Source organism: Blastopirellula marina (genome assembly GCF_002967765.1).
Taxonomy (GTDB): Bacteria; Planctomycetota; Planctomycetia; order Pirellulales; family Pirellulaceae; genus Bremerella; species Bremerella marina_A.
Window position 1 is genome coordinate 15,724 of the sequence record NZ_PUHY01000005.1, and the last position, 25,312, is coordinate 41,035.

The 25,312-nt window shown below is 55.2% G+C and carries 21 protein-coding genes and 1 pseudogene; 15 read left to right on the plus strand and 7 right to left on the minus strand.

The features are described from left to right. Positions 1-163: 163 nt before the first annotated feature. From C5Y83_RS04140 to C5Y83_RS04165, 6 genes are all read left to right on the plus strand, one after another. Positions 164-754 carry a hypothetical protein gene (locus C5Y83_RS04140; protein WP_105328404.1) on the plus strand — a complete coding sequence of 197 codons (591 nt, stop codon included), beginning with the start codon at positions 164-166 and terminating at the stop codon, positions 752-754. A gap of 259 nt (positions 755-1,013) precedes the next feature. After that, positions 1,014-1,802, plus strand: a complete 789-nt coding sequence (locus C5Y83_RS04145) for an AraC family transcriptional regulator (RefSeq protein ID WP_105328405.1) — start codon at positions 1,014-1,016, stop codon at positions 1,800-1,802. A 122-nt stretch (positions 1,803-1,924) separates the two neighbouring features. After that, a complete protein-coding gene (locus C5Y83_RS04150; RefSeq protein ID WP_146117622.1) occupies positions 1,925-2,983 on the plus strand; it encodes a hypothetical protein in 1,059 nt (352 codons plus the stop codon). Positions 2,984-3,245: 262 nt separating this feature from the next. After that, positions 3,246-4,457, plus strand: coding sequence for a DUF6386 family protein (locus C5Y83_RS04155; RefSeq protein WP_105328407.1), 1,212 nt, complete (start codon positions 3,246-3,248; stop codon positions 4,455-4,457). Between the two features lie 106 nt (positions 4,458-4,563). Then, a complete protein-coding gene (locus C5Y83_RS04160; RefSeq protein WP_105328408.1) occupies positions 4,564-5,739 on the plus strand; it encodes a P1 family peptidase in 1,176 nt (391 codons plus the stop codon). A 147-nt stretch (positions 5,740-5,886) separates the two neighbouring features. Then, positions 5,887-6,855, plus strand: a complete 969-nt coding sequence (locus tag C5Y83_RS04165) for a hypothetical protein (protein WP_105328409.1) — start codon at positions 5,887-5,889, stop codon at positions 6,853-6,855. Between the two features lie 64 nt (positions 6,856-6,919). Here the strand turns inward: C5Y83_RS04165 and C5Y83_RS29750 are convergent, their stop codons facing one another. Continuing rightward, complete coding sequence (locus C5Y83_RS29750) at positions 6,920-7,480, minus strand: hypothetical protein (RefSeq protein WP_233207089.1); 561 nt, start codon at positions 7,478-7,480, stop codon at positions 6,920-6,922. An 87-nt stretch (positions 7,481-7,567) separates the two neighbouring features. After that, positions 7,568-7,792: pseudogene (locus C5Y83_RS30120) on the minus strand (HNH endonuclease); the annotation flags it as partial. A 263-nt stretch (positions 7,793-8,055) separates the two neighbouring features. Between C5Y83_RS30120 and C5Y83_RS04175 the strand changes: the two are divergent. Continuing rightward, positions 8,056-9,522 (plus strand): sulfatase, encoded by a 1,467-nt coding sequence (locus C5Y83_RS04175; protein ID WP_158262228.1) that lies wholly within the window; start codon positions 8,056-8,058, stop codon positions 9,520-9,522. A gap of 140 nt (positions 9,523-9,662) precedes the next feature. Here C5Y83_RS04175 and C5Y83_RS04180 read toward each other — a convergent pair whose 3' ends face one another. Further along, positions 9,663-10,019: a DUF6368 family protein gene (locus C5Y83_RS04180; protein WP_315850486.1), complete on the minus strand. Its 357-nt coding sequence runs from the start codon at positions 10,017-10,019 to the stop codon at positions 9,663-9,665. 389 nt (positions 10,020-10,408) lie between these two features. Between C5Y83_RS04180 and C5Y83_RS04185 the strand changes: the two genes are divergently transcribed. After that, a complete protein-coding gene (locus C5Y83_RS04185) occupies positions 10,409-11,365 on the plus strand; it encodes a bestrophin family protein (RefSeq protein WP_105328413.1) in 957 nt (318 codons plus the stop codon). Between the two features lie 24 nt (positions 11,366-11,389). Here C5Y83_RS04185 and C5Y83_RS04190 read toward each other — a convergent pair whose 3' ends face one another. Beyond that, positions 11,390-11,629: a hypothetical protein gene (locus tag C5Y83_RS04190; protein ID WP_146117623.1), complete on the minus strand. Its 240-nt coding sequence runs from the start codon at positions 11,627-11,629 to the stop codon at positions 11,390-11,392. 442 nt (positions 11,630-12,071) lie between these two features. Beyond that, the gene (locus C5Y83_RS04195; RefSeq protein ID WP_105328415.1) at positions 12,072-13,235 is read right to left on the minus strand and encodes a XylR family transcriptional regulator; all 1,164 of its coding nucleotides are present in this window, start codon (positions 13,233-13,235) and stop codon (positions 12,072-12,074) included. A 444-nt stretch (positions 13,236-13,679) separates the two neighbouring features. Between C5Y83_RS04195 and C5Y83_RS04200 the strand changes: the two genes are divergently transcribed. The 3 genes from C5Y83_RS04200 (at position 13,680) to C5Y83_RS04210 (ending at position 17,284) form a co-directional block, all read left to right on the plus strand. Then, complete coding sequence (locus C5Y83_RS04200; protein WP_105328416.1) at positions 13,680-14,687, plus strand: DUF1559 domain-containing protein; 1,008 nt, start codon at positions 13,680-13,682, stop codon at positions 14,685-14,687. A gap of 90 nt (positions 14,688-14,777) precedes the next feature. Next, positions 14,778-15,254 carry a carboxypeptidase-like regulatory domain-containing protein gene (locus C5Y83_RS04205; protein WP_105328417.1) on the plus strand — a complete coding sequence of 159 codons (477 nt, stop codon included), beginning with the start codon at positions 14,778-14,780 and terminating at the stop codon, positions 15,252-15,254. Between the two features lie 92 nt (positions 15,255-15,346). Then, entirely contained in the window at positions 15,347-17,284 is a 1,938-nt protein-coding gene (locus tag C5Y83_RS04210; protein WP_105328418.1) for a glycoside hydrolase family 97 protein, read from the plus strand. A gap of 13 nt (positions 17,285-17,297) precedes the next feature. On the opposite strand, the gene C5Y83_RS04215 is transcribed toward C5Y83_RS04210, so the two are convergent. After that, positions 17,298-18,602, minus strand: coding sequence for a hypothetical protein (locus tag C5Y83_RS04215; protein ID WP_105328419.1), 1,305 nt, complete (start codon positions 18,600-18,602; stop codon positions 17,298-17,300). Positions 18,603-18,782: 180 nt separating this feature from the next. On the opposite strand from C5Y83_RS04215, the gene C5Y83_RS04220 reads away from it, so the two are divergent. After that, positions 18,783-19,358 carry a hypothetical protein gene (locus tag C5Y83_RS04220; protein WP_105328420.1) on the plus strand — a complete coding sequence of 192 codons (576 nt, stop codon included), beginning with the start codon at positions 18,783-18,785 and terminating at the stop codon, positions 19,356-19,358. Here C5Y83_RS04220 and C5Y83_RS04225 read toward each other — a convergent pair. After that, a complete protein-coding gene (locus C5Y83_RS04225; RefSeq protein WP_105328421.1) occupies positions 19,334-20,101 on the minus strand; it encodes a hypothetical protein in 768 nt (255 codons plus the stop codon). The two genes, C5Y83_RS04220 and C5Y83_RS04225, sit on opposite strands and share 25 nt — an antisense overlap. Before the next feature lie 113 nt (positions 20,102-20,214). Between C5Y83_RS04225 and C5Y83_RS04230 the strand changes: the two genes are divergently transcribed. From C5Y83_RS04230 to C5Y83_RS04240, 3 genes are all read left to right on the plus strand, one after another. Further along, positions 20,215-20,685: an acetyltransferase gene (locus C5Y83_RS04230; protein ID WP_105328422.1), complete on the plus strand. Its 471-nt coding sequence runs from the start codon at positions 20,215-20,217 to the stop codon at positions 20,683-20,685. A gap of 108 nt (positions 20,686-20,793) precedes the next feature. Continuing rightward, complete coding sequence (locus C5Y83_RS04235; protein ID WP_158262229.1) at positions 20,794-21,408, plus strand: RNA polymerase sigma factor; 615 nt, start codon at positions 20,794-20,796, stop codon at positions 21,406-21,408. A 104-nt stretch (positions 21,409-21,512) separates the two neighbouring features. Next, a complete protein-coding gene (locus C5Y83_RS04240; protein ID WP_105328424.1) occupies positions 21,513-25,286 on the plus strand; it encodes a family 16 glycoside hydrolase in 3,774 nt (1,257 codons plus the stop codon). Positions 25,287-25,312: the final 26 nt, after the last annotated feature.

Genomic DNA, 25,312 nt, shown 5'->3' on the forward strand with positions numbered 1-25,312 from the left:
GGAAATTTCGTGCCAGGCGGAAAAAGCCGCAAGTTTGTTACAGCTTCACACGATAACTAAACAACAGATAAGTGCCCACTTCGTGGAGTGAAGTGGATCTCCGGCGGGTCGAACGAATAGGGGCCCAGCCCTATAAACGCCCTGGAAGGCATTGAGGAAAACGATGAAACGAAGCATTCTGAAGCTCAGCTTGATCTTGGGTGTGGGATTGGCTGCTCTCGGCAGCACTGGCTGTACGACCCAGGGACCTTACCTTGGCCCGCTGCTGTTTCCCATTCCGGTTACCCCGTACTACCAGCAGATGAAAGAGGACCAGTTCCACAACCACGAGCGTTATGATCGTGCTCCGGTTCTGGGCCCGCTCGCCCCAGGTGCTCCGCACGTGGCTTTGGATCCGCCTAGCGACGACGAAGTCATGCGTTCGCTGGAACGCTCGCACCCGGTTCAAGGCGGCATGCCGTTCCTGCACGAGGTCCAACGCAACAACGTTCGTATCACCAAGGAAAAGATCGCTGACTACGTCGATCCTCCTCGCGTGATGCCGCTGGTTGGCCCAGTTCAACTGCACCACGCTCACTACAAGTGCACGGTCTACTACACCGAGGTCACGCGAGTTGGCTGGCCGTTCCCGCACACCATCCGGGACGAAGATTGCCGCGAAGTGATCTACATCGACCATAACCACTTGCATCGTGCTGGCAACGTCCAGGAAGACCTGCCAGGCCCAGTCGGTCCGACCCCGACGGCCCTGTAAGCCGCCTCGGACGAAAAGCGAAATCAGCGAAAGCGTCGTATCCCCCGCGGATACGACGCTTTTTTTGCGTTTCTAGGCGATTTCTCTTGGCGGAATCTTGACCCAGATGTTTCATTAATCACCGAATCTGGGTTATAGTAAGGCCGATTTCAGTTCAGTTAGGGAGCGTTTCTCCCCTTCGACCCGAACAGGGCCTACGGTGAATTTGTCCCCGTCACTTACAAACCGCGCGCTAGATGAAACCCTGCCTTCATGGGGGGTGTTGATTCTGGAAAGTCACCATGGTCCCGAGTTCGAGATGGAATTTCGGGTTCACGACTTCGTCAAAGTCTTGTACGTGATTGCCGGTAACGGCCGTTCGCATGTTGGGGAAGAAGTTTACGAGCTCGCACCGCGCGACATTGTCATGGTGTTGCCTGGGCGCCGTAACCGGGTGGAAGACTCGCCGAACTCGCCAATCTCTTGCTACGTCCTGTGCATTCACCGGTCCTTACTGACCTTCGATAGCGAGGCCGTTGCCTCCCTGCCGCTTGGCCTCCTGCCACGTCAGGCTCATTTTGCCCAGCGGATCGAACGTCGCCTCCGTCGATTGTTGTTCCAGCAACTGCAGAATAACCCTCTGACGCCGTTGGCGATGGTTTCCAACGGTTTAGAGATCCTCTCGCTGATCGCCTGTCATCAGGTCGCGAAGTCGGATGGGATCACCGATCTGTCGCAAGAGCCAGGCGTCGACGAAATGGCGGCCTACATCCGTCACCTCGACACCCACTTCTTCGAGGCAACGACGATTGACGAAGCTTCCAACAGCATTGGCATCCCGCGGCGCCGCTTTACGCAGCTGTTCCGCGGTATCACCGGGCAAACCTGGTTGAACTACGTCCAGGAACTCCGCGTTGACCATGCTTGTCGCCTGCTTGAGAACACCGACCGCCCGATCACGTCGATCGCTTTCGAATGTGGTTTCGCCGAACTCTCAACCTTCTACCGCGCCTTCCGCAAAATGCGCGACGTGACGCCCAGTGCCTGGCGACGTGCGAAGGTGGACTAAAAGCGATCACACGGCGATTGCTTCCCCCCTATCCTGCCCGAATGCACATCGAAAACGGGGCAGTGTCTGCTCTTGAACATCCCGCAGCGAAACTTTCCGGCGACTGCTGCGGTTCAATGAGCATGAAAACTCAAGCCACCACCTCGCTGTTGATCGGTTTCCTGCTGCTCGCTTCCCCGACCTTCGGTCAAGAAGTCGACAAGCCGACCGGAACGTATGCCAGTAAGATCACGCCGCGTGCGGTCCAGAATCAGCACATGCAAGGAGGGCTCGTCCGTGTGACCTGGGCAGAAATCGAGCCGCAGCCAAGCAAGTTCGATTTCGCCCCGATCATGCGTCAGGTCGAACTTCTCAAACCGAACATGAACTGGACGCTCGCCGTCCACGGCGGCTGGACTTCCACTGAGAGTTCGGCCAACGACTCGCCCGCTTGGCGGCGACGTCAATCGCTCTCGCCAGAGTGGTTGGTCTTGAAGCTGCGTGTCGAAACCTTCGCGATGAGCTTCCGCGGCAATCCGGTTCAGATGCCGAAGTACTGGGACCCGCTCGTGCAGAAACGCCTGAAAGCCATGCTGACGGCGGTGGGTAATCGTTTTGGAAAAGACGATCGTTTGAAGCTGATCTATGTCCCGCAAATGACGAGCAACGGCACCGAAGGGCATTTCAACGGAGTCCCGCATGAAACGCTATTGCAAGCCGCCGGCATCAACCCGCGCGAGCGCAACGCCGAAAGGAAGTTCGGCGATCTCTGGCTCCAAGCATCCGCCCAAGCGACGCAAAGCGTGCTGCAAGCATTTCCTGGCAAAGCGGTCGCATTCGAGGTGCACGAACTCTTTCAGAGCACCGAAATTCCTGCTCGCCTGATCGCCGAGTTTCAAAAGCCAAGCTACGATAATCGCGTTGGCATCGGCATGTGGTGGATCTCCGGCAAGACCAACTACCAAGGCAACCTGATCACGCTGCTCAAGAAGTACGACGGCGACCTCTACGGTCAAGTCATCGGCCGCTCGGACCAAGAGTACCGTTTCCCCAACGGCGACTACACAAGCGTCTTCAAGCTAGCCCAAGAACTCGGAATGCGTTACATCGAGCCTTGGAACTACGAGTTCGAAAGCCATACTTGTGATGAAGATCTCGCAGCGTTCAATACCGCAACCCGTGCGAAGTACGCTTCACCTTAGTATCTCTGGCGGCAACGCTTCACTCTTTGTCCCTAAAACGACGTGCTTCTCTCACGTGCAGCCGTTATCATCATGCCGTTCGACAAGTTGACGCGTCTATCGGACTAACCGGCGGTTTACCATGAGGGCAATGAATTCAAACCCCGCGATTCTCAGTGCTTTGGTAATTGCCATAACCATTGCCGGGTGCCAGCAGCAGCCGGAGGCGAAGGACGCGTCGGAACATCATTCTCGAAATGTCTCTAAGGAACAGGATTCACCGATGGCGGACGCATCGCAGTTCAAACTCGATCAGCGGATGATGATCGGTACGGATATCGCGAGTATCTATTTGTATCATCCCAACGATCTCAAGCATCGCGAAACAAGCCCCATCGACTGGCCGAACTATCACTTCGCTTGCGGCCGCGAATTCGCCGCCGGGCGATTGGTCGCTTTCAGCACCGGTAGCGATGGAGGTTATGCGATTCGAGCGACTAGCGATCCGCTTTCCGAACGCGAAAGAAAGTGGCTGTGCGGTTCGTGGGATTTTCGCTTGGCTGTTTTGCACGGACGAGTCTATTTCGACGGCGGCTACTCGGTGCCGAGTGACGACTATCGCGCCGATTGGGAGGACTACCCCGAGTCGTGGATTGAATTGCCCAACGGCAACTACAAGGTTACGGTCCATGCGATCGAGTGGTCCAGCGAGCCGGGTGCCTTGGATGACGAAGGCAATGCCACCGAATCCGCGTTGACGAACTACGTAGTCCAGTTCACTATGGTCGATGATCTACGGACCATTCCATCCTCGACGCTCATGCCGCAGCTTGAGTGTTCGCGAGAATGTCCCCCAAGTGAAGGTTATGACTTCGCGGATCCATTCGACGAGGCAGAAGTCGAACTGGCCGATCGTTACGTGATGCTGGTCGATCCACTGAACGTGCCCGTGCCGGGGTTTCAAGTGAACTTGGAAGTATCGAGCGAGTTTTACAAGGCGGTTTTTGGGGCCTCGGGCAATCAAGCGTTGCCCGATCGGATCACTTCGTTGGTGATCGCCACCAGTGATCAGCCTCCCTGTCTCGGCGCGATTGTGAAGCCGTCGGGGGCCAGTCGCGAGGGTCGCAATCCGTGGGTGATGTCATTCGATGTGAAGCGTTTAGTCACCGTTAACACCATGGAAGCGGGCGACTCGGAATGGTCCCACGGGCAAGTCGAGTTTCTCGAAAGAGCCCCAGCCGAGGTCGATCTGTCTCAAGTCAAACAGCTAAAAGATGCCTTCGCGGCTTACGCCAAAGCAAACAGCGACTATCGCGCTAAGATCGAAAATCCCGATTTCGAAGCCGAACGGATCGAAGCGATGAATCAAACGGCGGGATTGCTAAACCTTCTGATCCATCACGTTCAAATGCCAAGAGAACGGAGGATCGAACTTCTCAAGTTATCCGACGCTGATCGTGCTAAGCGTTTGCTGACGATCATGGAAGGTAACTAGCCATTTGCGCATTTCGTAGATGGCAGGTCGAGGCGATGTCGACTAGGCTGCATTATCACCTGGCACCCAGTTCACTCGCGTCTGCACGCCGTACGATAGGTCACCCATGCATCTGCGTGTTCTCGTTCTCCTGTTATCCATGATGGTCAGTTCGCTTAACTCCATATCCGCTGACGAACCCGATGCTCGGCCGCGGACGCGTGATCTCGGAATTGCTCCTGGCGTGTTCAAGCCTGGCAAATCTAATGCGATCACCGATGTGGCTGGAGTGAAGGTCGGTCAGGTCACGCTGATTGACGGGAAAGACATCCGTACCGGAGTGACCGCGATTCTTCCGCATGAAGGAAACCTGTTTCAACAGAAGACCCCGGCCGCCGTGTTCATTGGCAACGCGTTTGGCAAGTTGGCCGGCTCGACTCAGGTCGAGGAGCTAGGCAATCTCGAAACCCCTATCATTCTGACCAATACCCTTTCGGTCGGCACCGCGGTCGAGGCGGTCGTGAAGTGGTCGCTCACGCAGCCAGGGAATGAGAACGTCCGTAGCGTCAACGCCCTGGTCGGCGAAACCAATGATGGCGGCCTGAACGATATTCGTGGCCAGCACGTTCGCGGGCCGCATGTCGTCCAGGCGATCGAGGCCGCCCAATCAGGCATCGTGGAAGAAGGCTGCGTCGGCGCCGGCACCGGCTGCATTGCCTTCGGTTGGAAGGGAGGCATCGGCACATCGAGCCGTACCCTACCGCAACGTTATGGCGGCTACACCGTGGGTGTGCTGGTCCAAGCCAACTTTGGCGGAGTGCTACAAGTCGACGGCCTTCCCGTTGGCAAAGTGTTAGGCAAGCATACTTTCGCCGAGACGCCGCCGGTCAGCCCCCCTGCCCCGCTAAAGCCGGGCGACGGTTCGTGCATGATCGTCGTTGCCACCGATGCTCCGCTCGATCCGAGAAACTTAAAACGACTCGCCGCACGTGCCTTATTTGGCCTTGCGCGAACGGGTTCTTCCTATACCAACGGCAGCGGTGACTTCGCGATCGCCTTCTCGACGAACCCTGATCTCCGCGTCGCTTATGGGGAAGAGAAAATTCAGACGCAACCGACGCTCCCCAACGACGCCGTCTCTCCCCTGTTTCAAGCCGCACTTGAAACAACCGAAGAAGCGGTCTACAACGCCTTGCTAAAAGCGACCCCCATGCAAGGCCGCGACGGCCGCAAGGTCGAAGCCTTGCCGTTGGAACCGCTGCGAGCGTTGATTGAAAAACGAGAGCAGTCGTTGGCCGAGTAGGTGCTCCTCAGTGGGCGCCATGGCCGTAGGCGATTCCACGGCTTACTCCAATCGATGCGTAAACAAATACTTTGCCACCACTGCGTCTCTCTTTTACAAAGGGACGTAAGCGAATGGATGACTAGGGCAATCGTCAGGAGCAAGCAGATGTCGGCCATTTTTCGAATCAGAGTGTTGGTTATCCTGATTTTATGCGCCGGCAGCGTGTCGGCGGACGATGCCTACACGGCAGAGCAAATCGTTGCGGCCTGGAAGCAAAGTGGTCAGAAGATCACACAGTTCGAAGCGACCTACGCCCTCGAGACGACGATGGACGTGGTCGGCCGGGGAAATTCGAGCGATCCCTTTGGCGAGCCGCCAGCCACGGGGGCGAAGCTGCAGAATGAACTCACTTACTGCTTCGACGGCGCCAAGCGGGCCTATCGCTATTCCGGCGACAAGCAGGGATTTAAAGGGATCTATCAGCAAGCGTTCCAGGCAGTCTTCGACGGGCAAACGTATCGGCAGTGCGTAAGTGGTGAGATCGAAGGGATTGCTAAGCCTCAACCTATGGGCGAGATCGATTCCCGCGGCCAGATCAGCAGCCACCTGACACGCAGCAGCAAGCTCGTGCCGTTCTACCTCTGCCACGCCCCGGCGGCGTTTCTTCATCCCGATGGGGACATAACTTCACGCATGACGATCGAGCGGCAAGGGGTATCGGGCAAGAGACGCTATCTGGTCGTCACGCTCGACGATGGCCTTCCCGATCGCCGTACCACCCTGCTGTTGCTTCCCGACGAAGACTTTCTGCCGGTGCGTTGGCTTGTCGAATATCAAGGAAAACCCATCCGCGATCTCTACCTTCGTTTCCGTAAAACCGATTCAGGCGAAAACTACGTCGCCGGTTGGAACGACAAAATCGACGAAGCGGACGGAAGCCGCTCGTCCACCACGAACGCCCGACTAAGCAAGGCAACGGTCAATCAGCCAGTTGCTGAGAAGTTCACGATCGACTTTCCCGTTGGAGCCTACGTCTTCGAAGACACGCCACTCGGTCGTCGTTATTACGAGCAAGGGGAAGATAAGACGCTGGTGCCGATCTCGGAAGAGGAATTCGGCTCGCTGCGGGAGTGACCTTGGACGCAACCAATGCGTCTGTAGGATAGGAATACGTAGAGGTGATTCTTTGAGAGTACCCTTATTCGGACTGCTTGCTCTTCAATATCGCTTCCGCAGGAATCGACATCTTCAAGCCATTTTGTTCCTTTGCGAAAGAATTCATGAGCTTGAAGAACTTACCGCAATCATCGCACGGCAAAGGTAAATAGACACCCATGTATTTTGTAGTCGCTCGCCGAATTCGTAGTATGACCAAACAGAATTCAGCGTCATTTATGCTTCCTGGGATGACATATTGTTGATCATCGAACGGCGGACGAAAACCACGAGCTTCTACGATAAGCGAATCAATATTTGGTTGTTCTAGCGAAAGGTCCATCACTCGTTTGCGTATCTCATTCGCAATGCTGTGTTTTGCGTATTCGTAGCCGAAGTGTTTGAATAGGACCAGGTAAGCGGAGCGTAATAAAGACGTCTTGAAGTTATTTCGAGCGTAGTTGTACAAAATCGTAAATGTAAATTCGTCAACATTGCCCGAGTGGAAGTCTGCTTCAGACGTAGTGAGTGCGATAGGGTTTGATGCTTTGCCAACTATGTGAAAGCTCTTCTGCCCCTCTTTCCATTGCAGGTTGGCAACCATCTCGTTCCCATTGATGTTCAATTTGGTCCTGAGATGTCCGTGACCACGAAATGCGTCATGGACTTGTTGGAAGTTCGCGAGATGAGAGTCTAGTTTGCGCCCATGATCGTTATTGCACGTTCGGCATGTCAGCGTCGTTTGTCGACCGCCCACAGAACTGGGGACAATGTGTTCCAGCGATAAATCATCAAATGGCGTACTCTGCCAACAGAGTGGACAAATAAGTTCGTTCGAACGTACAGTTTGCAAGCCCGAATGAACTAGGCTTTGCTGAAGTCTATCGAATTCTTTTTGTTTCGCGGTAAGAGACATCGCAACTTAAAATGCAAATTTCGAGTTTTCAAATTTGCAGTATAACTGAATCAAGACAATTGACTTGTAAGGAAGACGTATTGCGTTTCTAGGTTCTCATAGTGGATTTTACAGCTTGAGTTGAAAGCGTGATTTTGTGCAATGCGTCGGAATCAGTCCGCCTCATTCTTAGTCCTCCGGGATCGCGACGAGCACTATCGCCATCCCCCATGCAAACAACTAGAATCACCGTTTTAAATAAGATATCCCGGGAGATCTTTGCCATGCTACGCGCGGGCTTCCCTCTGATTCTGTGGCTCACGGCAACTTCGCTGGTGTCGGCGGCGCAGCCTAATTTGTTGTTGATTGTCGCTGACGACATGGGCTATGGCGACCTGTCTTGTTATGGATCGAAGCAGGTTGCTACGTCCAATCTCGATCGCTTGGCGGCCGGTGGCGTGCGGTGCACGGATGGGTATGTGTCGGGACCCGTATGTGCTCCTTCGCGGGCCGGGCTGATGACGGGACGGTACGGTTCGCGGTTTGGTTTCGAACATAACCTGAGTCATCCCGAAAGCTTGCGAGACGAGTTTGCCGGCATTCCGCTCGACGAAGTCCTGTTGCCGCAGCGGCTGAAGGAGCTTGGCTACCGGACTGGCATCGTCGGCAAGTGGCACCTGGGGGAAGCGGTTGCAGGGCATCATCCGTGCGAGCGTGGCTACGACTACTTCTTCGGCATGCTAGGCGGCAGTCATGCGTACTTCCCCACGGTGAAGAAGAACCAACTGCTGCGGAATCATGACAAACCGACCGAGATTCGCACCCCTTACCTGACCGATTGGTTCACGCTCGAGGCGCTCGATTTTATTAAGCCCCAGCAAGATGTACCGGCGGACGAAGTGACACAGCCGTGGTTTTTGTATCTTTCGTACAATACGCCCCACGGGCCGATGCAGGCCAAAGAGGAAGACATCGCCAAGTTCGCTCACATCCACGATAAAACGCGCCGCATCTACTGCGCGATGCAGCACTGCATGGACGTGAACATCGGCAAGATTCTCGACAAGCTGGAAACGACCGGCCAACTCGATAACACACTGATCGTTTTCATCTCAGATAACGGCGGCTCGGTCGAGGTATCGCACGCGGTCAATGCACCGCTACGAGGGACGAAAGGAACCTTCCTGGAAGGTGGCATCCGTGTACCGACCATCTATCATTGGCCAGCGAAGCTGCCCCCAGGCGTTGTTTTCGAGAAGCCTGTGATCGCGCTCGATATCATGCCAACCATAGTGACCGCCGCTGGAGGCAAACCACCGGCCGACGGCGCTACCGAGCCGCGTGCTGGTCGTCGTAAAAATAACCAACCCATTTATGACGGAGTCGACCTGGTGCCGTTCTTCCTGGGTGAAACGAAGTCTGATCCGCACGAGACGTTGTACTGGCGGATGGCAATCCGCGGTGCGGCCGTGCGTGAACGAGACTGGAAACTGTTGCGGCCAGAATCGCAGTTGCCTCAGTTATACAACTTGGCCGACGACATCGGCGAAACTAACAACCTGATTGCCCAACATCCAGAAATCGCCAAGCGTCTGCTCGAGAAGATGGTGGCCTGGGAAACCTCGCTGGAACGTAACCCGCTGTTTATCTCTGCCCCGACTTGGGCTGGCTACAACAAGCGTCTGTACGATAAAACGTACTCTCTGGAGCAGCCAGAGCCTGACAGCGAGGTCGACATCTGGTCGTTCTAATTCGATTCGCGGCGAAGAATAAGATCAACCACGGATTCCACCAATGGGCATGGATAAGACATCAATGCCGATTTGGTAAAGGGAGGTTGTCGTTGATCCGTGACTTCCGTGTGATCCGTGGTTAAATGTCTCCATCTTCCTTACTTCAGCATGCGAAATAGCGGGTGCCGTAGCCAATGCCGGGCTGCTTCGGCGGTGGCAAGGGTCGTCCAGTTCGATGGGGAATCGCTGGGCCAATCAATGCGATGCATGCCAGCGCTAGTCGGTACCTCGAGACAATCGAAGTCGATCCATCCATCTAAGCGTTCCGCCAAATCGATCACGACTTCGCACTGGATCTGGTGATCTTGCGGCTGATTCGACATCGCGGCGACTACCACCGCGTGGCTCTGTTCCTGACGCGTGAAACGACGCAGTGCCTCCGCAAACGCGGCGTCTTCAGGGTACTCTAGCGGATCGCCTTGATACGACCCACCGAAGAAACTTGTATCTGCGATGCCGCATTCGTCGTGAACTTCCCAGAGCTATGCGTAAGGAGACATCAACGCACGCCAAGTCGGCAAGCATTCTGGTAAGCAAGCGATCACGGATGCAGCAGGTCCTGCCATGATTTTTCTGTCAAAACAGTTGGGAAATCGTTCGAATTGATGTGGGTTCCACGCACTTTAAGTTGCTTCCCGTGGTTTAGCGACAGGACTGCCAGAGCAAATTCGTGGGCTGTGATTATTTCTATGCCTAAGTAAGATTCGTTCTATGCTGAAGTCTTACGGTACGCGAATTGCGTCCTAACTGCGTGTAGGACGAAGCCTCCGCCCCTTGGGGGCGGCAAGGTTCCTACTTGAAATGGAATTTGAATTGACTCGAACCCGTCGGTGAAACGCACCCCATGATCGTCAATAGGAACCTCAACTGGCGGCACATTCTCTTTTATACCTGGAAGAGCCTGCTCTACTTCTTCATTCTCTCGGTGATCGTTTATACGTTGCATCACGAGTTCGACATGGAGAAGTTGACGGTGCCGTTCAACGTGATCGCACTGCTCAGCACGGCATTGGCCATCTTTCTTGGTTTTAAGAACAACAGCGCTTACGACCGTTGGTGGGAAGCACGCAAGATCTGGGGATTGCTGGTCAACTACAGTCGGGCTTGGGGTCGTGAAGTGCTGACTCTAAGTCAAGAGCCGGACGGCATCCCCAGCGAAGAACTCACCGCTTGGCGCGAGCGACTGATCTATCGACACATTGCCTTCGTCCACGCGCTGCGGGTGTTCCTGCGTCATCCCCACGATTACAACGAAAACGGTGAAGACCTGATCGAAGCACCGAACGACTATGCGGACATCCGCCCATTTCTTTCTCAGGAAGAAGCGGACGAAGTGCTCAGCAAGCACAACCCACCCAACCAATTGCTGCTGATCCAAGGGCAAGAGCTGCAAGAGGCGTATCAGCGTGGTTGGCTGTCTGATTTTCGTTTTGTGCAAATGGGGGAAACGCTCACCGAGTTCAACAACCATCAGGGGAAAAGCGAGCGAATTAAGAACACGCCCTTCCCTCGCCCTTACAGCTTTTTCTCAAGGGTCTTCGTTTACCTGCACGGCACACTGGTTCCACTCGCATTTGTGGAAGAGTTGGGCTTGTTCAACATTCCCTTGGCATTGCTGATCAACTTCATCTTCCTCAGCCTCGACCAGATCGGCGAGATGACCGAAGACCCCTTCGAGAACCGCCCCAGCGACACTCCCCTCACCTCGATCAGCGTCACCATCGAAGGCAACTTGAAAGAGATGCTCGGCGAGAAGGAAATACCTCCGAAGCCCGTTGTTACCGGAGGTGTGGTGCTCTAGCAAGTCGCGAGCAAGTCAGGGCGCCTAGGTTTCTCGATCTGGCACCGCATATTTCGCGGCCTGGACAACGGCGTCCAGGTCTTGGCAATTTGCGAAGGTCGGGCCAGAGGCCATTAAGCGATCGGCGTAGATCAAGAGATGGCCCTGTTCGATGTTGCCAATGCTGATTCCCCAGCCATCGTACTTTTCTAGCTCGCCAATCAAATCGGTCAGCCACCGAACGTTCCAGCCTTCTGGCCGGTAGACTTCCATAATCTGATACAAATCGTCGTTGTACTGATCTTCGACTAACCAATAACACGGCGACTTCGTATCCGACTCTGGGCCTGTTTCGCCGTGCCGCTACGAAGCGACCAGAATTGCCTGACGCACCTGCCAGAACTCTTCAAAAGGTGTCTCGCCGTTGGGGTTGGGATTGGGGATGTAGTCGGCGTCGTAGTAAATGACAGGAATGTTCACAGGTTCGAGCAGGCTTTCTAACTTGGATGAAGAGCAAACCGACAACACATGCCGAAACTTAAGACGGCTCGGCCAAGTGTGTGCGATCGCGATTATCGCAGCCGAAGTAAGAGAAAGCCAGAACGGTTCGACCCGTTGCCAAGCTTCGGTTGAGTTTAAGGTCTTAAAGGGAATGCACCCGCCATCTGATTCTGCCTCGCATGATCCTTGAAGCGGACTGTCGATGTTCGCTCTACGTATGCTGACGTCACGAACGATGACTACGAAACTCGCCGGGCGTCATCCCAGTAATTCGCTTGAAAGCGACCGAGAACTTCGCCGCGGATGAATAGGCGACGTGGTTGGCAATTGCCAGAACTTTTCGATCGGTCTCGCGCAGCATTAACTTCGCTCGCTCGATCCGAACCCGGTCGATCTCTGCCTTGGCGTTGCGTCCAATCGCTTTCTGTAGGCGACGCTCGAGTGACGAACGGCTGAGGCGAAACTCTTCGCAGATCATCGCGACCGTCAAACCATCGCAGGCACGCCGTTCAATAAAGTTCAAGATCCCAGCGATCTCGCGATCCGCAATCGGAACCATATCGGAAGAAGCCCGCACGACGACCCCTTTGGGTAGGATAAACGTCTTGCGGCTGATCTTTTCACCGGCTATCAGTTCCGCCAGGTAAGTCGCGCCGAGGAAACCAATTTGGTGCGTATCCGGTTCGATGCTGCTCATACTTGGAATGGTCAGGTCGCAGATATCGCTGTCGTTATCCACCCCCAGCAAGGCCAGCTGTTGCGGCACTGCGATCCCGGCTTCGCTGCATGCCCGCAGAACCTGGCGACCCCGAACGTCGTTGCAAGCGAATACCCCACAAGGTACCGGCAACGATTTCAGCCAGGAAAGCAACTCTGGATTGTCCCCTTCGGCGAGCAGTTCGCGAGGGACATTCGAGAAGTTGTCTTCCACGCTGGCAAAATAGTACGAGCGAAGACCCTTCTTCGAGGCAATCTCGGTAAACGCTTTACCGCGTGCGTCCGAGAAGTCGACGCCGTCGTAGCCGCAGAAGGCGATATCGGACAGCCCCCGTTCTCGGAAGTGTTCGATCGCCATCTGCGCACAAGCCACCGGATCGGTGTCCAGCGAGACCCCATGCGCTGGCACGTACGAGCCTCGCAGGTCGACCGTCGGGACTTCTAAGGCGTCAATCTCCTCGGAAATCGAAGCCAACTCGGCCCGCGAAAGAATGCCATCGAGCTTCCAATCACGAATGCCGCGGGGCAGTCGCTCGTTCATGGTGCGCTCGACATGAATGAACTGCCAGTTGCCATAGATGCGGTTGAAATCGGCAACACCACGCAGACAACCACGCCCATATCCGCGCGATGATTCGATCAGCAGCAGAATCGTTGGTTTGTTTCGCCACATCGCACTTCAATCGGGTGGTTAAAGGGTTGTTGTTATTCCCTATTTTCGTCATCGAGTTTCCCATTTTCGTCACCTCGTGGTGATTCGCAATGGTTTTCTAATCAACTATAGCAAAGAAAAACAATATCGGTGGCAATGGATCTCAAGCAGCCCGTAATGCTCCTAAGCTAATCATTGGCTACCCTTTAGGTCGACGGCGATGGACACAAGAAGGCGGGGTGTTTGTCAAGAATATTCGTTAGCGACGTCATTTTTACATAGCTATGCGCAGTTAAAACTCTCTGCTTTCTTTTAATCCTTTGTTTGCGTCGGCTTGTTTTCCTTTCTATACTCCCGGTCGACCGGCACCCGTAGGAACTAGTTTTTCCCTTTTTCGTATCACGGGATATCGCCGGACTCCCTTTATTTTCATCATGCCATCCTCATTGCACGGGAACCCCTTCTATGAAACGAAATGCATTTACGCTCGTTGAGCTACTGGTGGTGATCGCCATTATTGGCGTCTTGATTGCCCTTCTTCTGCCTGCGGTACAACAAGCTCGTGAGGCGGCCCGTCGAATGAGCTGCTCGAATAACATGAAGCAGCTGGGCCTGGCCGTGCATAACTACCACGACACCTACTTGGCATTGCCAGCTCGCCAAGGGGGAACCAACTGGTCAGGCGGCAGCGCGACGGCTTATCCCCGCTGGAGTGCCTTTGTTGGCTTGCTGCCGTTCATCGAAGGTGGCTCGCGATTCGACCAGATTCAAGCAGGCGGCTTTCATGCCTGGCATGGCAACGCGAACTCAGGCTACGTTGGCGAAATCCCTTCGTTCGTCTGTCCTTCCGACGGATTGTTTTCGGGAACTGGGCCCGATCGTAACGCGCAGTATTCTCCGCTGAATTACGGGTTGAACATGGGAGACAACTACGCGATCAACTTCGATTCGTCGCGCCCCGATCAAAACATCCGTGGTATCTTCGGCTACCTGACTTACACGCGATTCAACGAAATCACCGACGGGCTCAGCAATACGGTCGGAATGTCGGAAATCATCGTCGCCCCGAGCGGTGATATGCTGGGGCGCGCTGTTGGCAACTCGACTACCGATCCGCTCGCTTGTCGGGCTTACATGGTTCGCAACCAGTACACGTCTGGTTCGCTTATCGCCCAGTTCCGTTGCCATGGCCAGCGCTGGCAAGATGGTCGACCTGGTTACTGTGCGGTCACCACGATTCTGCCTCCGAACAGCGCGACGTGCAGTTCGCAGGTTAGTAACGGCATCTACTCGTCGGCCAGCCGACATCCAGGCGGTGTGCTTTCGATGTTCATGGACGGATCTGTTCGTTTTGTGACTGAAACGATTGATACCGGCAACCTTTCTCTCTCGGCCGTTTCAACCGGACAAAGCCCGTTTGGCGTCTGGGGAGCAATCGGCACCAAGAGCGGTGGCGAAGTTCAATCGCTGTAGTTTCCGCTTTCTCCCACAACTTGCCGCAAAGGCACGGGCATGCAGCCAGTTTGCCCGTGCTTGCTACTTCTATTCTGAAAGGTTTACTCCATGCTGGTCCCACTACGAAACAGTGCTCACGCACTGCTCTTGTTATTGCTCGTTGCTGCGGTTGTCGGTTGTTCAAAAGGAAAAACTCAATGGAACGACGGACGCCCGCCTGTCTTCACGGCGAAAGGGCAAGTCATCCTCGACGGTCAGCCGGTTGAAAAGGCGACGGTCACTTTCCAGCCTGTCGATCCTGAAGGTCGCGGCGGGTCGGCGGTTACCGATGCCGAAGGTTTCTTCGAGGCGCAAACCTACGAGCCTGGGGATGGACTGACGGCCGGTACGCACAAAGTTGCGATTAAGAAAACGTTGTTCGTCGACAAAGCAGGTCAGGTCGTTACTGAGATCCGCGAACCTGGCAGCGCCGTGGAAAAGGACTTCCTCCCTAAGAAATATGGTACCTTTGAGAAGTCGGGCCTCACGGTCGAAGTAGCGGATAGCGATGGCAATGATCTTGGCCAGATCGTCCTCGAAAAATAACCGCTGTAAGCTTCCCCTGCCTTCCGTTCATTCGGGCAGTCCACGGGGCCAGTGGGCTGCCTATCCCTCCACCCTTTCCCGCTGAAGTTGTCATGCCTTTCTGCTTTTCTCGTAAGTTTTCCTCGTCTTCCTTCACCACGGTCGCACATGGCCTGATCTGTCTGCTGGCGATTACTGCCTGCCTGATGGTGAGTGCTGCAGCAAATGCTGAGTCGTTAACATCCCCTGACGGACGCATCGAGGTTTCCGTTGAAATCGACCAGACCGATCAGCACAGCCGACTTGTTTATCAGGTGAAAGTTGCCGGCGAAGTGGTCATCAAGGATTCGCCGATCTCGTTTCTGCGTAGCGATGATGCGATGATCGGTGAACATGTGACGCTGGCTTCGACCAGCGAAACGACCACGCATGACGAAACCTGGAAACCAGTTTATGGCGAACGCAGTAGCATTCGCGATCATTACCGTTCGCGAACGTTTCACCTGGAAGACACGCAAGCGAATTGTCCACTTGCGGTGCAGTTCCGCTGCTACGACACCGGCGTAGCATTCTGCACGACGCTGGGAAAAGAAAATACCGAACTGAAGTTGAAGGAAGAGCGAACCGAATTTCGCTTCACGAGTGATTACCCTGCCTGGCGAACGACGAGCGCCCAAGGAACGTACGACAAGGTTCCGCTCAATCAACTCGGCAAAAACGTGGAACGCCCGTTGGTCGTCGAGGCTGGCCAACATTACGTGGCTATTGGTGAAGCAAAGCTGGTCGACTACGCCGTCATGCGACTCCGTTCGGCAGCGGGAGATGCACCCGGCGTGGTCAGCCAACTTCTAAGCGAGGTGACCGCGACCGCACCACTGACGACACCGTGGCGAGTTATCTTAATTGCGTACTCGCCTGGGCAACTGCTGGAAAGCAACGACCTGTTTCTTAATCTGAACGATCCTTGCGCGATCGCTGACACTTCGTGGATCAAGCCTGGCAAGGTGCTGCGTGAAATCAGCTTGACCACTCTCGGCGGCAAAGCGGCGATTGATTTCGCTGTGAAGAACAACTTCCAATACGTCGAATTCGATGCCGGCTGGTATGGGCACGAATACGACGATGCCTCCGACGCGACTACCATCACGGTCGATGCCAAGCGTTCGCCTGGTCCGCTCGATTTGCAGGAAATCATTCAGTACGGCAAGCAGCGCGACATTGGCATTCTGGTCTATGTTAATCGTCGCGCGTTGGAGAAACAACTTGATGAGATCTTGCCCCTTTACAAGAAGTGGGGCATCGCCGGTGTGAAGTATGGCTTTGTAAATACGGGTTCGCAGAAGTGGACGAGTTGGTTGCACGATGCGGTTCGCAAAGCGGCCGAATATGAACTGATGGTCGACATCCACGACGAGTATCGCCCTACCGGTTACAGCCGAACTTATCCGAACTTGATGACCCAGGAAGGTGTTCGCGGTGACGAAGCGACCCCATCGACCAGCTTGGCGGTGACAACCCTATTCACCCGCAACCTGGCTGGGGCGGCCGATCATACGATCTGCTACTACGATCCGCGTGTGAAGAAGAACTGGTCGCACGCTCAACAACTCGCGAAAGCGGTTTGCACTTACTCGCCGTGGCAGTTCATCTATTGGTACGATACCCCGCTGACGCCGCTGCAAGATGGCAAGACGACGCGTAACCGGATTTTGCCTTCTCCTGAGCTCGAATTCTTCGCTCAGGTTCCCACTGTCTGGGATGAAACCCGCGTCCTGCAAGGCGACATTGGCGAGTACGTTGTCATCGCCCGCCGCAGCGGCAGCGACTGGTTCGTGGGCGCGATCAACGCCAACGAAAAGCGAGAGCTCACCGTCCCGCTCAACTTTCTCGATTCCGGCAAAAGCTACCAGGCTCGCATCTACCGCGACGACTCAACGCTGAAGACTCGCACGCAAGTCGCCATCGACGAGCAAACGGTCGACGCCGAGGAAACGCTAACGATCACGTTAGCGCCAAATGAAGGCCAGGCGATGCGAATGACGCCGAAGTAAGGCGAGTCATGACTTAGCGGGCCAATCCTAGGTGGGTGATTCCTTCCTCATCGAAATCCACCGTGACTTCGATGAAATCCTCTTCCGGTTCCAATTGCAGGACGGTGCCGGCGCCGAAGTAGCGGGATAGGATGCGTTGCCCCACGTAGAGATCGGCTGGCGAAATCGATATGCCAGGCGCGTGCTCGCTGGCGATCACAGGTTGACATTCGTCCGGTGGCGTGGGGTCGCGGCCGCTGGCCAGGGCTCGCCAGTCACGCATGCTATCGGGCAGACCCCAACTGGGAAAGTGACCCGAGAAGATCCGCTTGCCTCCCTTCATGGCGTTGTACAAGGCGCGGATTGCGCGCATCTGCAAACGGCTCGCCGAGCCAACTGTGACCTTGTTGTCAACATTGCTGACGAGCGGGAAGGCCAGCATCACAAGTCGCCCGACCTCGGTTTCCTTGCGACGGCCTGCTTCCAACGCGGCGATCAATCGCATCACCACCTGTTTCTGGTTGCCAGGGCTCAGCTTGGCAAACAAGTCCTCCACAAAGATTTCATCGTCAAGTTGCCACGGTAGTTCCCCTTCGAGTGACTCTTCCAAATGGTTTTCTACCACAGCGTCCATCATCACTTGGAAGGCCTTGGGAGGGAGGGCCGTGACTTTCAAGTGTCCAATTGCAAACGCGGCGGCGTGTCGCTCGTTTTCATTTTCGGCATCCAACGCTGCCAACAACACGTCCCGCGTTTCTTCCGACGAATCGCCCGTCACGCCAAGCAGCAACAGCAAACCCGCCCGGTAGGTGTCTCGCGTTTCGGTGGCCAGCATCGTTCGTAAGATTTGGCTGGTCGCTTCCTTGCGCACCGGTAAGCGAGCCAGCAAATTGGCGGCCGCGTAACGGACATCGCCTGGCTCGCTGGTAATTGCCACAAACTTTTCGTAACCCGCCACGACCGCGTGCCGGGCTCTTGCGGCCCAGTCGGATTCTTGGGCTCGCTTTTCGGTGAAGTCCTGTTCCTGCTGAAGATTGCCATGAACGGCGCGATAAGAACTGCCGTTGGCGATCTCGGTCAACAGCTGCAAGATGCCTGCCCGATCAGGCGTCGTCGGATCGACGGCCGCTTCAATCAAAAAAGGAACTGCATAAGAGGTCGCCTCGTAAACGGTCCCTTGATGCCAGATGTTGCCAAACAAGTGCCACAGCGGCGAATCCTCCCCCTGCAAGTCAGGTGAAGCGGTCCGCAACTCGCGCAACAACTCCGGCACATCCTCGGCCGAACCGTACGCATGGGTTAGCTGATGCCAGGGAATGTTGTCGAGTTCGTCCATCATCGTGGGGTGAGCCCTTGTCGTTCGTATCGACCGTTAACAACAACGCCTCGCCAAAATTGGCTTGCGACCTCTCGGGTTATCGACGAGACTTTCAACATAGCAAGTCCTTCAAACCAATGTGAAGGGCATCGATCCTTCCCGGAAATCATTCGCACCAATCGAGAGAAACTCGAAACTGCTATGTTGACGCAAGAGCCCGAGAACCCGTTCCAGTCGCCGGAAACGGTTTCGCATGTCGCGGATGTCGAGCACCAGCACACGCAGAACGATCTTGCTTGGGCGACCGGCAAAGCGGCACTTCGGTGGTTCTTGATATGCTCGATTAGCGCCGCCCCGAGTTGGTATATCGCTGCTGGAGCGACGTCGGCTGCCATTGCAGGGATGGCAACGGGCGTATTCCTGTTCATCGTCGGCTACACAATATTCGATGTGTGGACCCGGAATCATCCATTACGACAGCGACGTGATGTGAAAATAACTTTGGCGATCACCTACGGAACCAGAATTGCCATTTCGCTGCTGTTTCCAATTGGATTCTTTGTCGATATGTTTTGCGGCATCATCGCTGTCTCAGCAACGGGATTCGTCTTTCAAACCACGGAATCCAATCTGCAATTTGTATCCACACTCGTTACGACACTCGTTCAAGGCGTTTTGCTCAACTGCGTCCTGGCAGGTTACGGCCTTCTGGTGTACGCCGTCTGTCGAGGTGTGTTAGCCATGCAAGGATATCAAGAAACGGTCGCCGATCGTTGAAATGAATCGGTATCCAGACTCAGTTGCTCGATAATCATCTCCGCCGCATGCTGATATAACGCTAAGAAGGGCGTGTCTGCTTCGCGATACCAGATGCGGGCCACTTGATAGGTGGTTTCGAATTGCTTGTTCGCCTTGGTAACCCCATTCTGCACGGCCAGTCGCACCGCTTCCCTGGGCAACGGAGCGAACTCGCGAAAATGCTCCTGGGCAAGTCGCGTGACGAGGATGTCGTCGGCGTGCTCGTATCGCAAAGCAATCTTCAGAAAGAAATCTCCTGGATCGCCCACGTGCTGATAGACGTAACCGTCAGCATCCAGTAGGAACTCTGAGTGCGGTTCGACGGGCGAATCGTCTTTGTCTTCCAGCGGCGGCCAAATCCAGCGGTGCCAGTCCACCCAACAGCTAATGCCTGATAGAAACCAAAGAACGATCGTGCCGAGCCACCAACTGCGCACAAGCTGGAAACTCTCCACTTCTTCCGAATAATACATCTGCATATCGGGCTGTACTGAGACAGCATTCCAAGGCCTGAACAAAATTGAGTACAAAATGAGATAGCCGAACGTGACGAAAAACAGGAACCGCGACTGAAGAATGGTCGTCAAGAAGACCATCAGCCAAAGTACGTAAAGTCCAAGCCACATCAGTGTCAGCGCAAAATCGATCAGCGCGTCCCCCAATCCCGCGAGCGCCACCAGAGCACCGGCACTGTTGCTGAGCATTGGAATTAAGCTGGTCATCAATCACCATCCACAACACGACCTGACGAACACCATCACCGTGTTACGATGGTAAGCCATTTCGCAAGCCTAAGAAACTAAATCGCCCTTCAAATCGGCGCAGACTTCTTCGCATGTTTACTCTCCGTCCCTCCCTGCCGCGCGATGTCGAGCGCGTCGTTGAAATCTGGTGCCTGGCCGTCGATGCCACGCACGACTTTCTTCGACCGGACGATCGAATCGCACTCGAACAGGAAGTCCGCAGCTTCTTTGCCACAGCACCGCTAACGTTGGCAGTCGACGCTCAAGACAAACCGCTCGGCTTCATGTTGGTGCAAGATGGCAACATGGACGCCTTATTCATCGATCCCAGCTATCACGGGCAAGGCATCGGCAAGCACCTGGTCGCCACCGCGCTTCAACAGCATCCACACCTCACCACCGACGTCAACGAGCAAAATCAAGCCGCCGCCGCGTTCTATCAACATCTCGGCTTCATACCCACTGGCCGCTCCGAAGTCGACGGCCAAGGCCGCCCCTATCCGCTGATTCATTTGCAGTATGCCGAGACTAGCCAGCAATTGCTACGGAACGTCTTCACGTAGCACAGTTTTCCGCATTTCACGTGTGAATTTCGTACGAATGCCGGTTATGATAGGGCCAGTCGAATGGCAATATCTTCATGGCACGCTTCAATAGTAATTACGAACCCGATGACGGAAGTCTGGTCCAACCACAGCCAGATCGGTAGGTCGCTGATCGATCGGCTCCAACAAGGAGACGACGATGCGATCGGGCAATTGTTCGCCGCTTATTCCGATCGTCTCGCGCACATGGCGGCTCGGAATATCAGCCCTGGCTTGTTACGGCGATTCGATGGCGAGGATGTCGTGCAGTCTGTCTTTCGGACATTCTTTCGCCGCCACGAACAAGGCAAGTTGGCGGTTCAGCATCGCGAGCAGCTTTGGAAGCTGTTGGTCACGATCACCATTCTCAAGACTCGCACGCATGCCCGGCGACACACGGCGGAAAAGCGGAACGCGGCGGCGGAACAAGCCCTCCCAGAAAGCTTCGATTTTCTCGATCAGCAGCCAACACCGGAAGATGCCTTAGCCCTGTGGGAAGAGATCGAAGTCGCCCTGGTCGGTCTGCCAGACAAGGCCTGGGATATCCTGGCCCTGCGGCTGGAGGGACACCCTAAGTCAGACATTGCCAAGCAGTTAGGTGTGTCACGCCAGACGGTTCATCGCCTCTGCGATCTGCTGAAACAACGCCTCGCGAACCGCTTCCAGGAGTACGAGATCGAGCCTGATCCGGAAAATCTTTGAATTCGATGTGACACTTCGCCTACCCGATTGCGATGAGTATGGCAGAGGGATACTTGGCAAGTCTCTCGTTGGCCGAATGAATTGCTCCACCCACGGGATTTCTGATGACCAGTCCGCAACTTCTCTCTGCCGTTTCCGACACCGAGCGAAACCAGCTGGAACAGCTGCTGATGACCTTCGAGGAAACGTGGACCCCCGAGCAAATCTTGCAGGTCGGTGAAATGGTCTCGGCCCAATTCAGCCCAACTGCTCGTCTGGCGGCCTTATTCGAGCTGGCTCAGATCGATCTGCATCGTTCGTGGGAAGCTGGCAAAGGGCGTCAGGTCGAGTTCTATTTACAGCAGTTCCCCGATCTTTCTACTGATCCGCAGATTCCCCCGCATTTGCTGGCCAGCGAATACGAGGCCCGCTCGGCAACTGGTAATCAACAAAAGGAGAGCCAGTATCGCGAGCGATTCGCGAATTGCTTCCCGCAGTTTGTCGCCATTGTAAAGCAAAACCGTCAACAGGCCTCGGCCGCGTTGGCCACCAACAACCAGGCCGCCAGCGATACGCACCCTCAGCAGCCCGACGATTTCACGAACTTGCCGGTCGAATTCGGAAGGTATCGGATTCTGAAACAACTGGGCACGGGGGCGATGGGCAAAGTTTATTTGGCCCACGACACCCAACTCGATCGCCAGGTTGCCTTAAAGACGCCACAGTTTCGTAGCAATCGCAACGAAGAACTGATCACGCGTTTCTATCGCGAAGCACGATCGGCCGCCAAGCTTCAGCACCGCAACATCTGCCAGGTGTACGATGTCGGCGAAATCGACGGGCGTCACTTCATCTCTATGGCCTTTATCGACGGCCGCTGTCTGGCCGACTACATCGCGTCGGGAAAACAATCAGCGATTCGCTCTTGCTGTATTCTCGTATTGCGATTGGCCAACGGTCTGTCGGAAGCCCATCGACACAACGTCGTACATCGCGACTTGAAGCCGGGCAACGTGATGGTCGATCAGAAGCAAGAGCCGGTCATTATGGACTTCGGCCTCGCCCTGCAAACCGATTCGCAGTCGCGGATGACACACGAAGGTTCCTTGCTCGGTTCGCCTGCTTACATGTCACCGGAACAGATTCAAGGTAAGCACAGCCAAGTCGGACCCACGACCGATATTTATGCGTTGGGAGTCATCTTCTACGAACTGCTAACCGGGGAGCTACCGTTTCAGGCGAGCTCGCTGGGGGAACTGGCTTACAAGATCATCTCGACCGATCCCCCGAAGTTGTCGACCTTGCGAGCCGATGTCGATCCAACGCTCGCAGCAATTGTCGAGAAGATGATGGCCCGCGAGGCAGCCGAACGTTATCAATCGATGGAAGAGGTCGCTCAGACAATTCGCCAGTATCTGTCCTCGGCGACCGCAATCGAAAATGAAACGCCGTCGCGGGCAACACAAGCCGACATGCCCTCGCCTGTTCCAACCTCGCAACCGATTCCTGTTGCCCAACCTGTTCCCGCAGCTAAGCCTATTCCGTCTGAGCAGCCGTCGCTTCACAACGTGGCGGCGCAGTTAGACGTTGCTCCCCAGAAAACCTCGCAACGTTTTTCCGGACGAAGAGCAAAACCGATTTGGCCTTGGATCGTAGGAGCAAGCTTGTGCGGTGGATTACTGATTCTGGCGGCCGTCATGCTGCTGAAGACACCGTACGGAACGTTACGAATCGAAACGATTGGCGACCTGCCTAACCTCGAAGTTCTCGTTGATGGCAACGTCGTCCGCCTGAACGAGCCAAACTCGACCTCCGCGACCGAGCATCAATTGCAACTCAAGCTAGGCGAAGCAACGCTGGCCCTGGCTCCCGGAAGTAACGCGTTCGTGCTCAACGGCAACGGACCAGAGCGACGCATCTCGGTTCAAGTCGAGGGAGGAACGCTAACCAGCGATAAGCTGACCGTCGCCAGAAATGGAGTGACCCTCCTCAAACTCCAACTGCTTCCCAGTGACGAACCGAAGGTCGCATCAAGTTCCAAAACACCTTCCACCGCTTCGCCGGCAGCAGCCGATGCTTCGAGTTCGCCGATGTTGCCGGCGGCATTTCCCACGGGGGACGTGGTTGCTCCGTTCCCTGCCCCAGGATTCGATCCGTTATTCAACGGAAAGAACCTCGACGGCTGGGACGTATTTGGTCATTCCGGTTGGAGTGTGCAGAACGGAGAGTTGGTCGGCACCGCGCCGAATGATCAAAATAAGGTTCACGGCTGGCTCATGAATCGGGGCGACTTCGAAGACTTCGAGCTTCGCTTGGAATATCGTCTGCCCCCCGGGGGCAACAGCGGTGTGTACATCCGGGCCGTACCCAACCCGAGCGAAATTAACGAATTCGACATGAATGAGGTTCAGTTGCTCGACGATACCTCGCTCCGCTATGACGATGTGCGACCGAATATGCGAAACGCCGCTCTCTGGAAGGTCTGGCCAGCAAGTCCATCGCTGAAGCTTCCTCCCAACCAATGGCATCGCCTTGCCATCCGCGTGCAAGGCGATGGAATCCAGATCTGGAGCAACGACGTGAAAGTGACTGCCGGCAAGCTTCCCTCCGAAAAATCGATCGGAAAGAAAATTGGGTTGCAACTCATGAGCAGTGAGGTCCGCTTCCGCAACATCCAGGTTCGGAAGTTAGGAGCAACCACGCCTGCACGACCCAGTAAGCCTTCTATCACCGAGTCCGAACCTGGATTCCTTTCCCTATTCAATCATCGAGATCTCTCTGGCTGGCAATACGACGGACGCGTGTCGGGATTATGGTCGGTACAGGATGGACTGCTGCAAGCAAATAAAGCATATCCCGATTGGCCCTCGTTCACCGAAGATCTGCTGGTCCAGATGAAAACCACGCAGTCCAACTTTCGCGACTTCGAACTGCGGCTGCGAATGCGCATCGCGTCGGGGGGCTACTGCGGCGTTGTTCTACGGCGGCAGGAACAGGAAGCAATTGAAGTCAGTTTCAGGCCGGATCGAGAGACGAAGACTATGGTCAAATTTTGGTCGAAGATAGCGATGAAGCAGCGAGAGGATTCGGTCGTGACAGACTTTAACAATCCATCGCTTGGACCTGGTGAGTGGTTCGATGTCCAAATTTCCTTGGTCAACGATACGTTAAGTGTTGTAGTGGATAATCAAAAGGTGCTGGTGGCGGAAGTCAAAGGCAACAAGAACCCAGGCCCGATCGAGCTTGTTATACCTCCGGTCAGCAATGGGAACGTTTCGTTCGCCGAGATCGCGATCAAGCCACTCGGCGCATTGCCTGCGACATCGAACGTGCCCACAGAGGCGGAATTCACCTCGCTCATCGGCAAAGACCTCTCCGGATGGGCGCAGCTTGGCAGCGACGGGTGGAGCGTTCGCAACGGAATTCTCATCGGCAATCCTCCACCGAACCAACCACGATTCAAACGCTGGCTCATGAACACCGGTAGTTACGAAAACTTCGAATTGCAGTTTGAGTATCAACTGGAACCTGGCGGAAACAGCGGTGTCTTCATACGGGCGGTTCGCGATGCAGCGCTATCGGTGACCGGAGATTTTTATGAGGTTCAACTGTTGGACGATACCGCGCCCAAGTATGCGAAAGACCCTACTACCCATCTCAATGGCGCGTTGTGGAAAGCACTGCCAGCCAGTCCTGGTTTGCGATTGCCACCCAAACAATGGCATCGGATGACCATCCGGGCTCAGGGGGATCAACTCCAAGTCTGGAGTAACGATCAGAAGATCGTCGACGGAAAACTTCCTCGAAATACTCGACCTGGCACGCGAATCGGCTTACAACTGCATACCGGAAAGGTCATGTTCCGCGACCTGCGGATTCGTGAATTGCCCAGTCGTTGATGCCCTCCTGCGACCGCTCTGGTCGC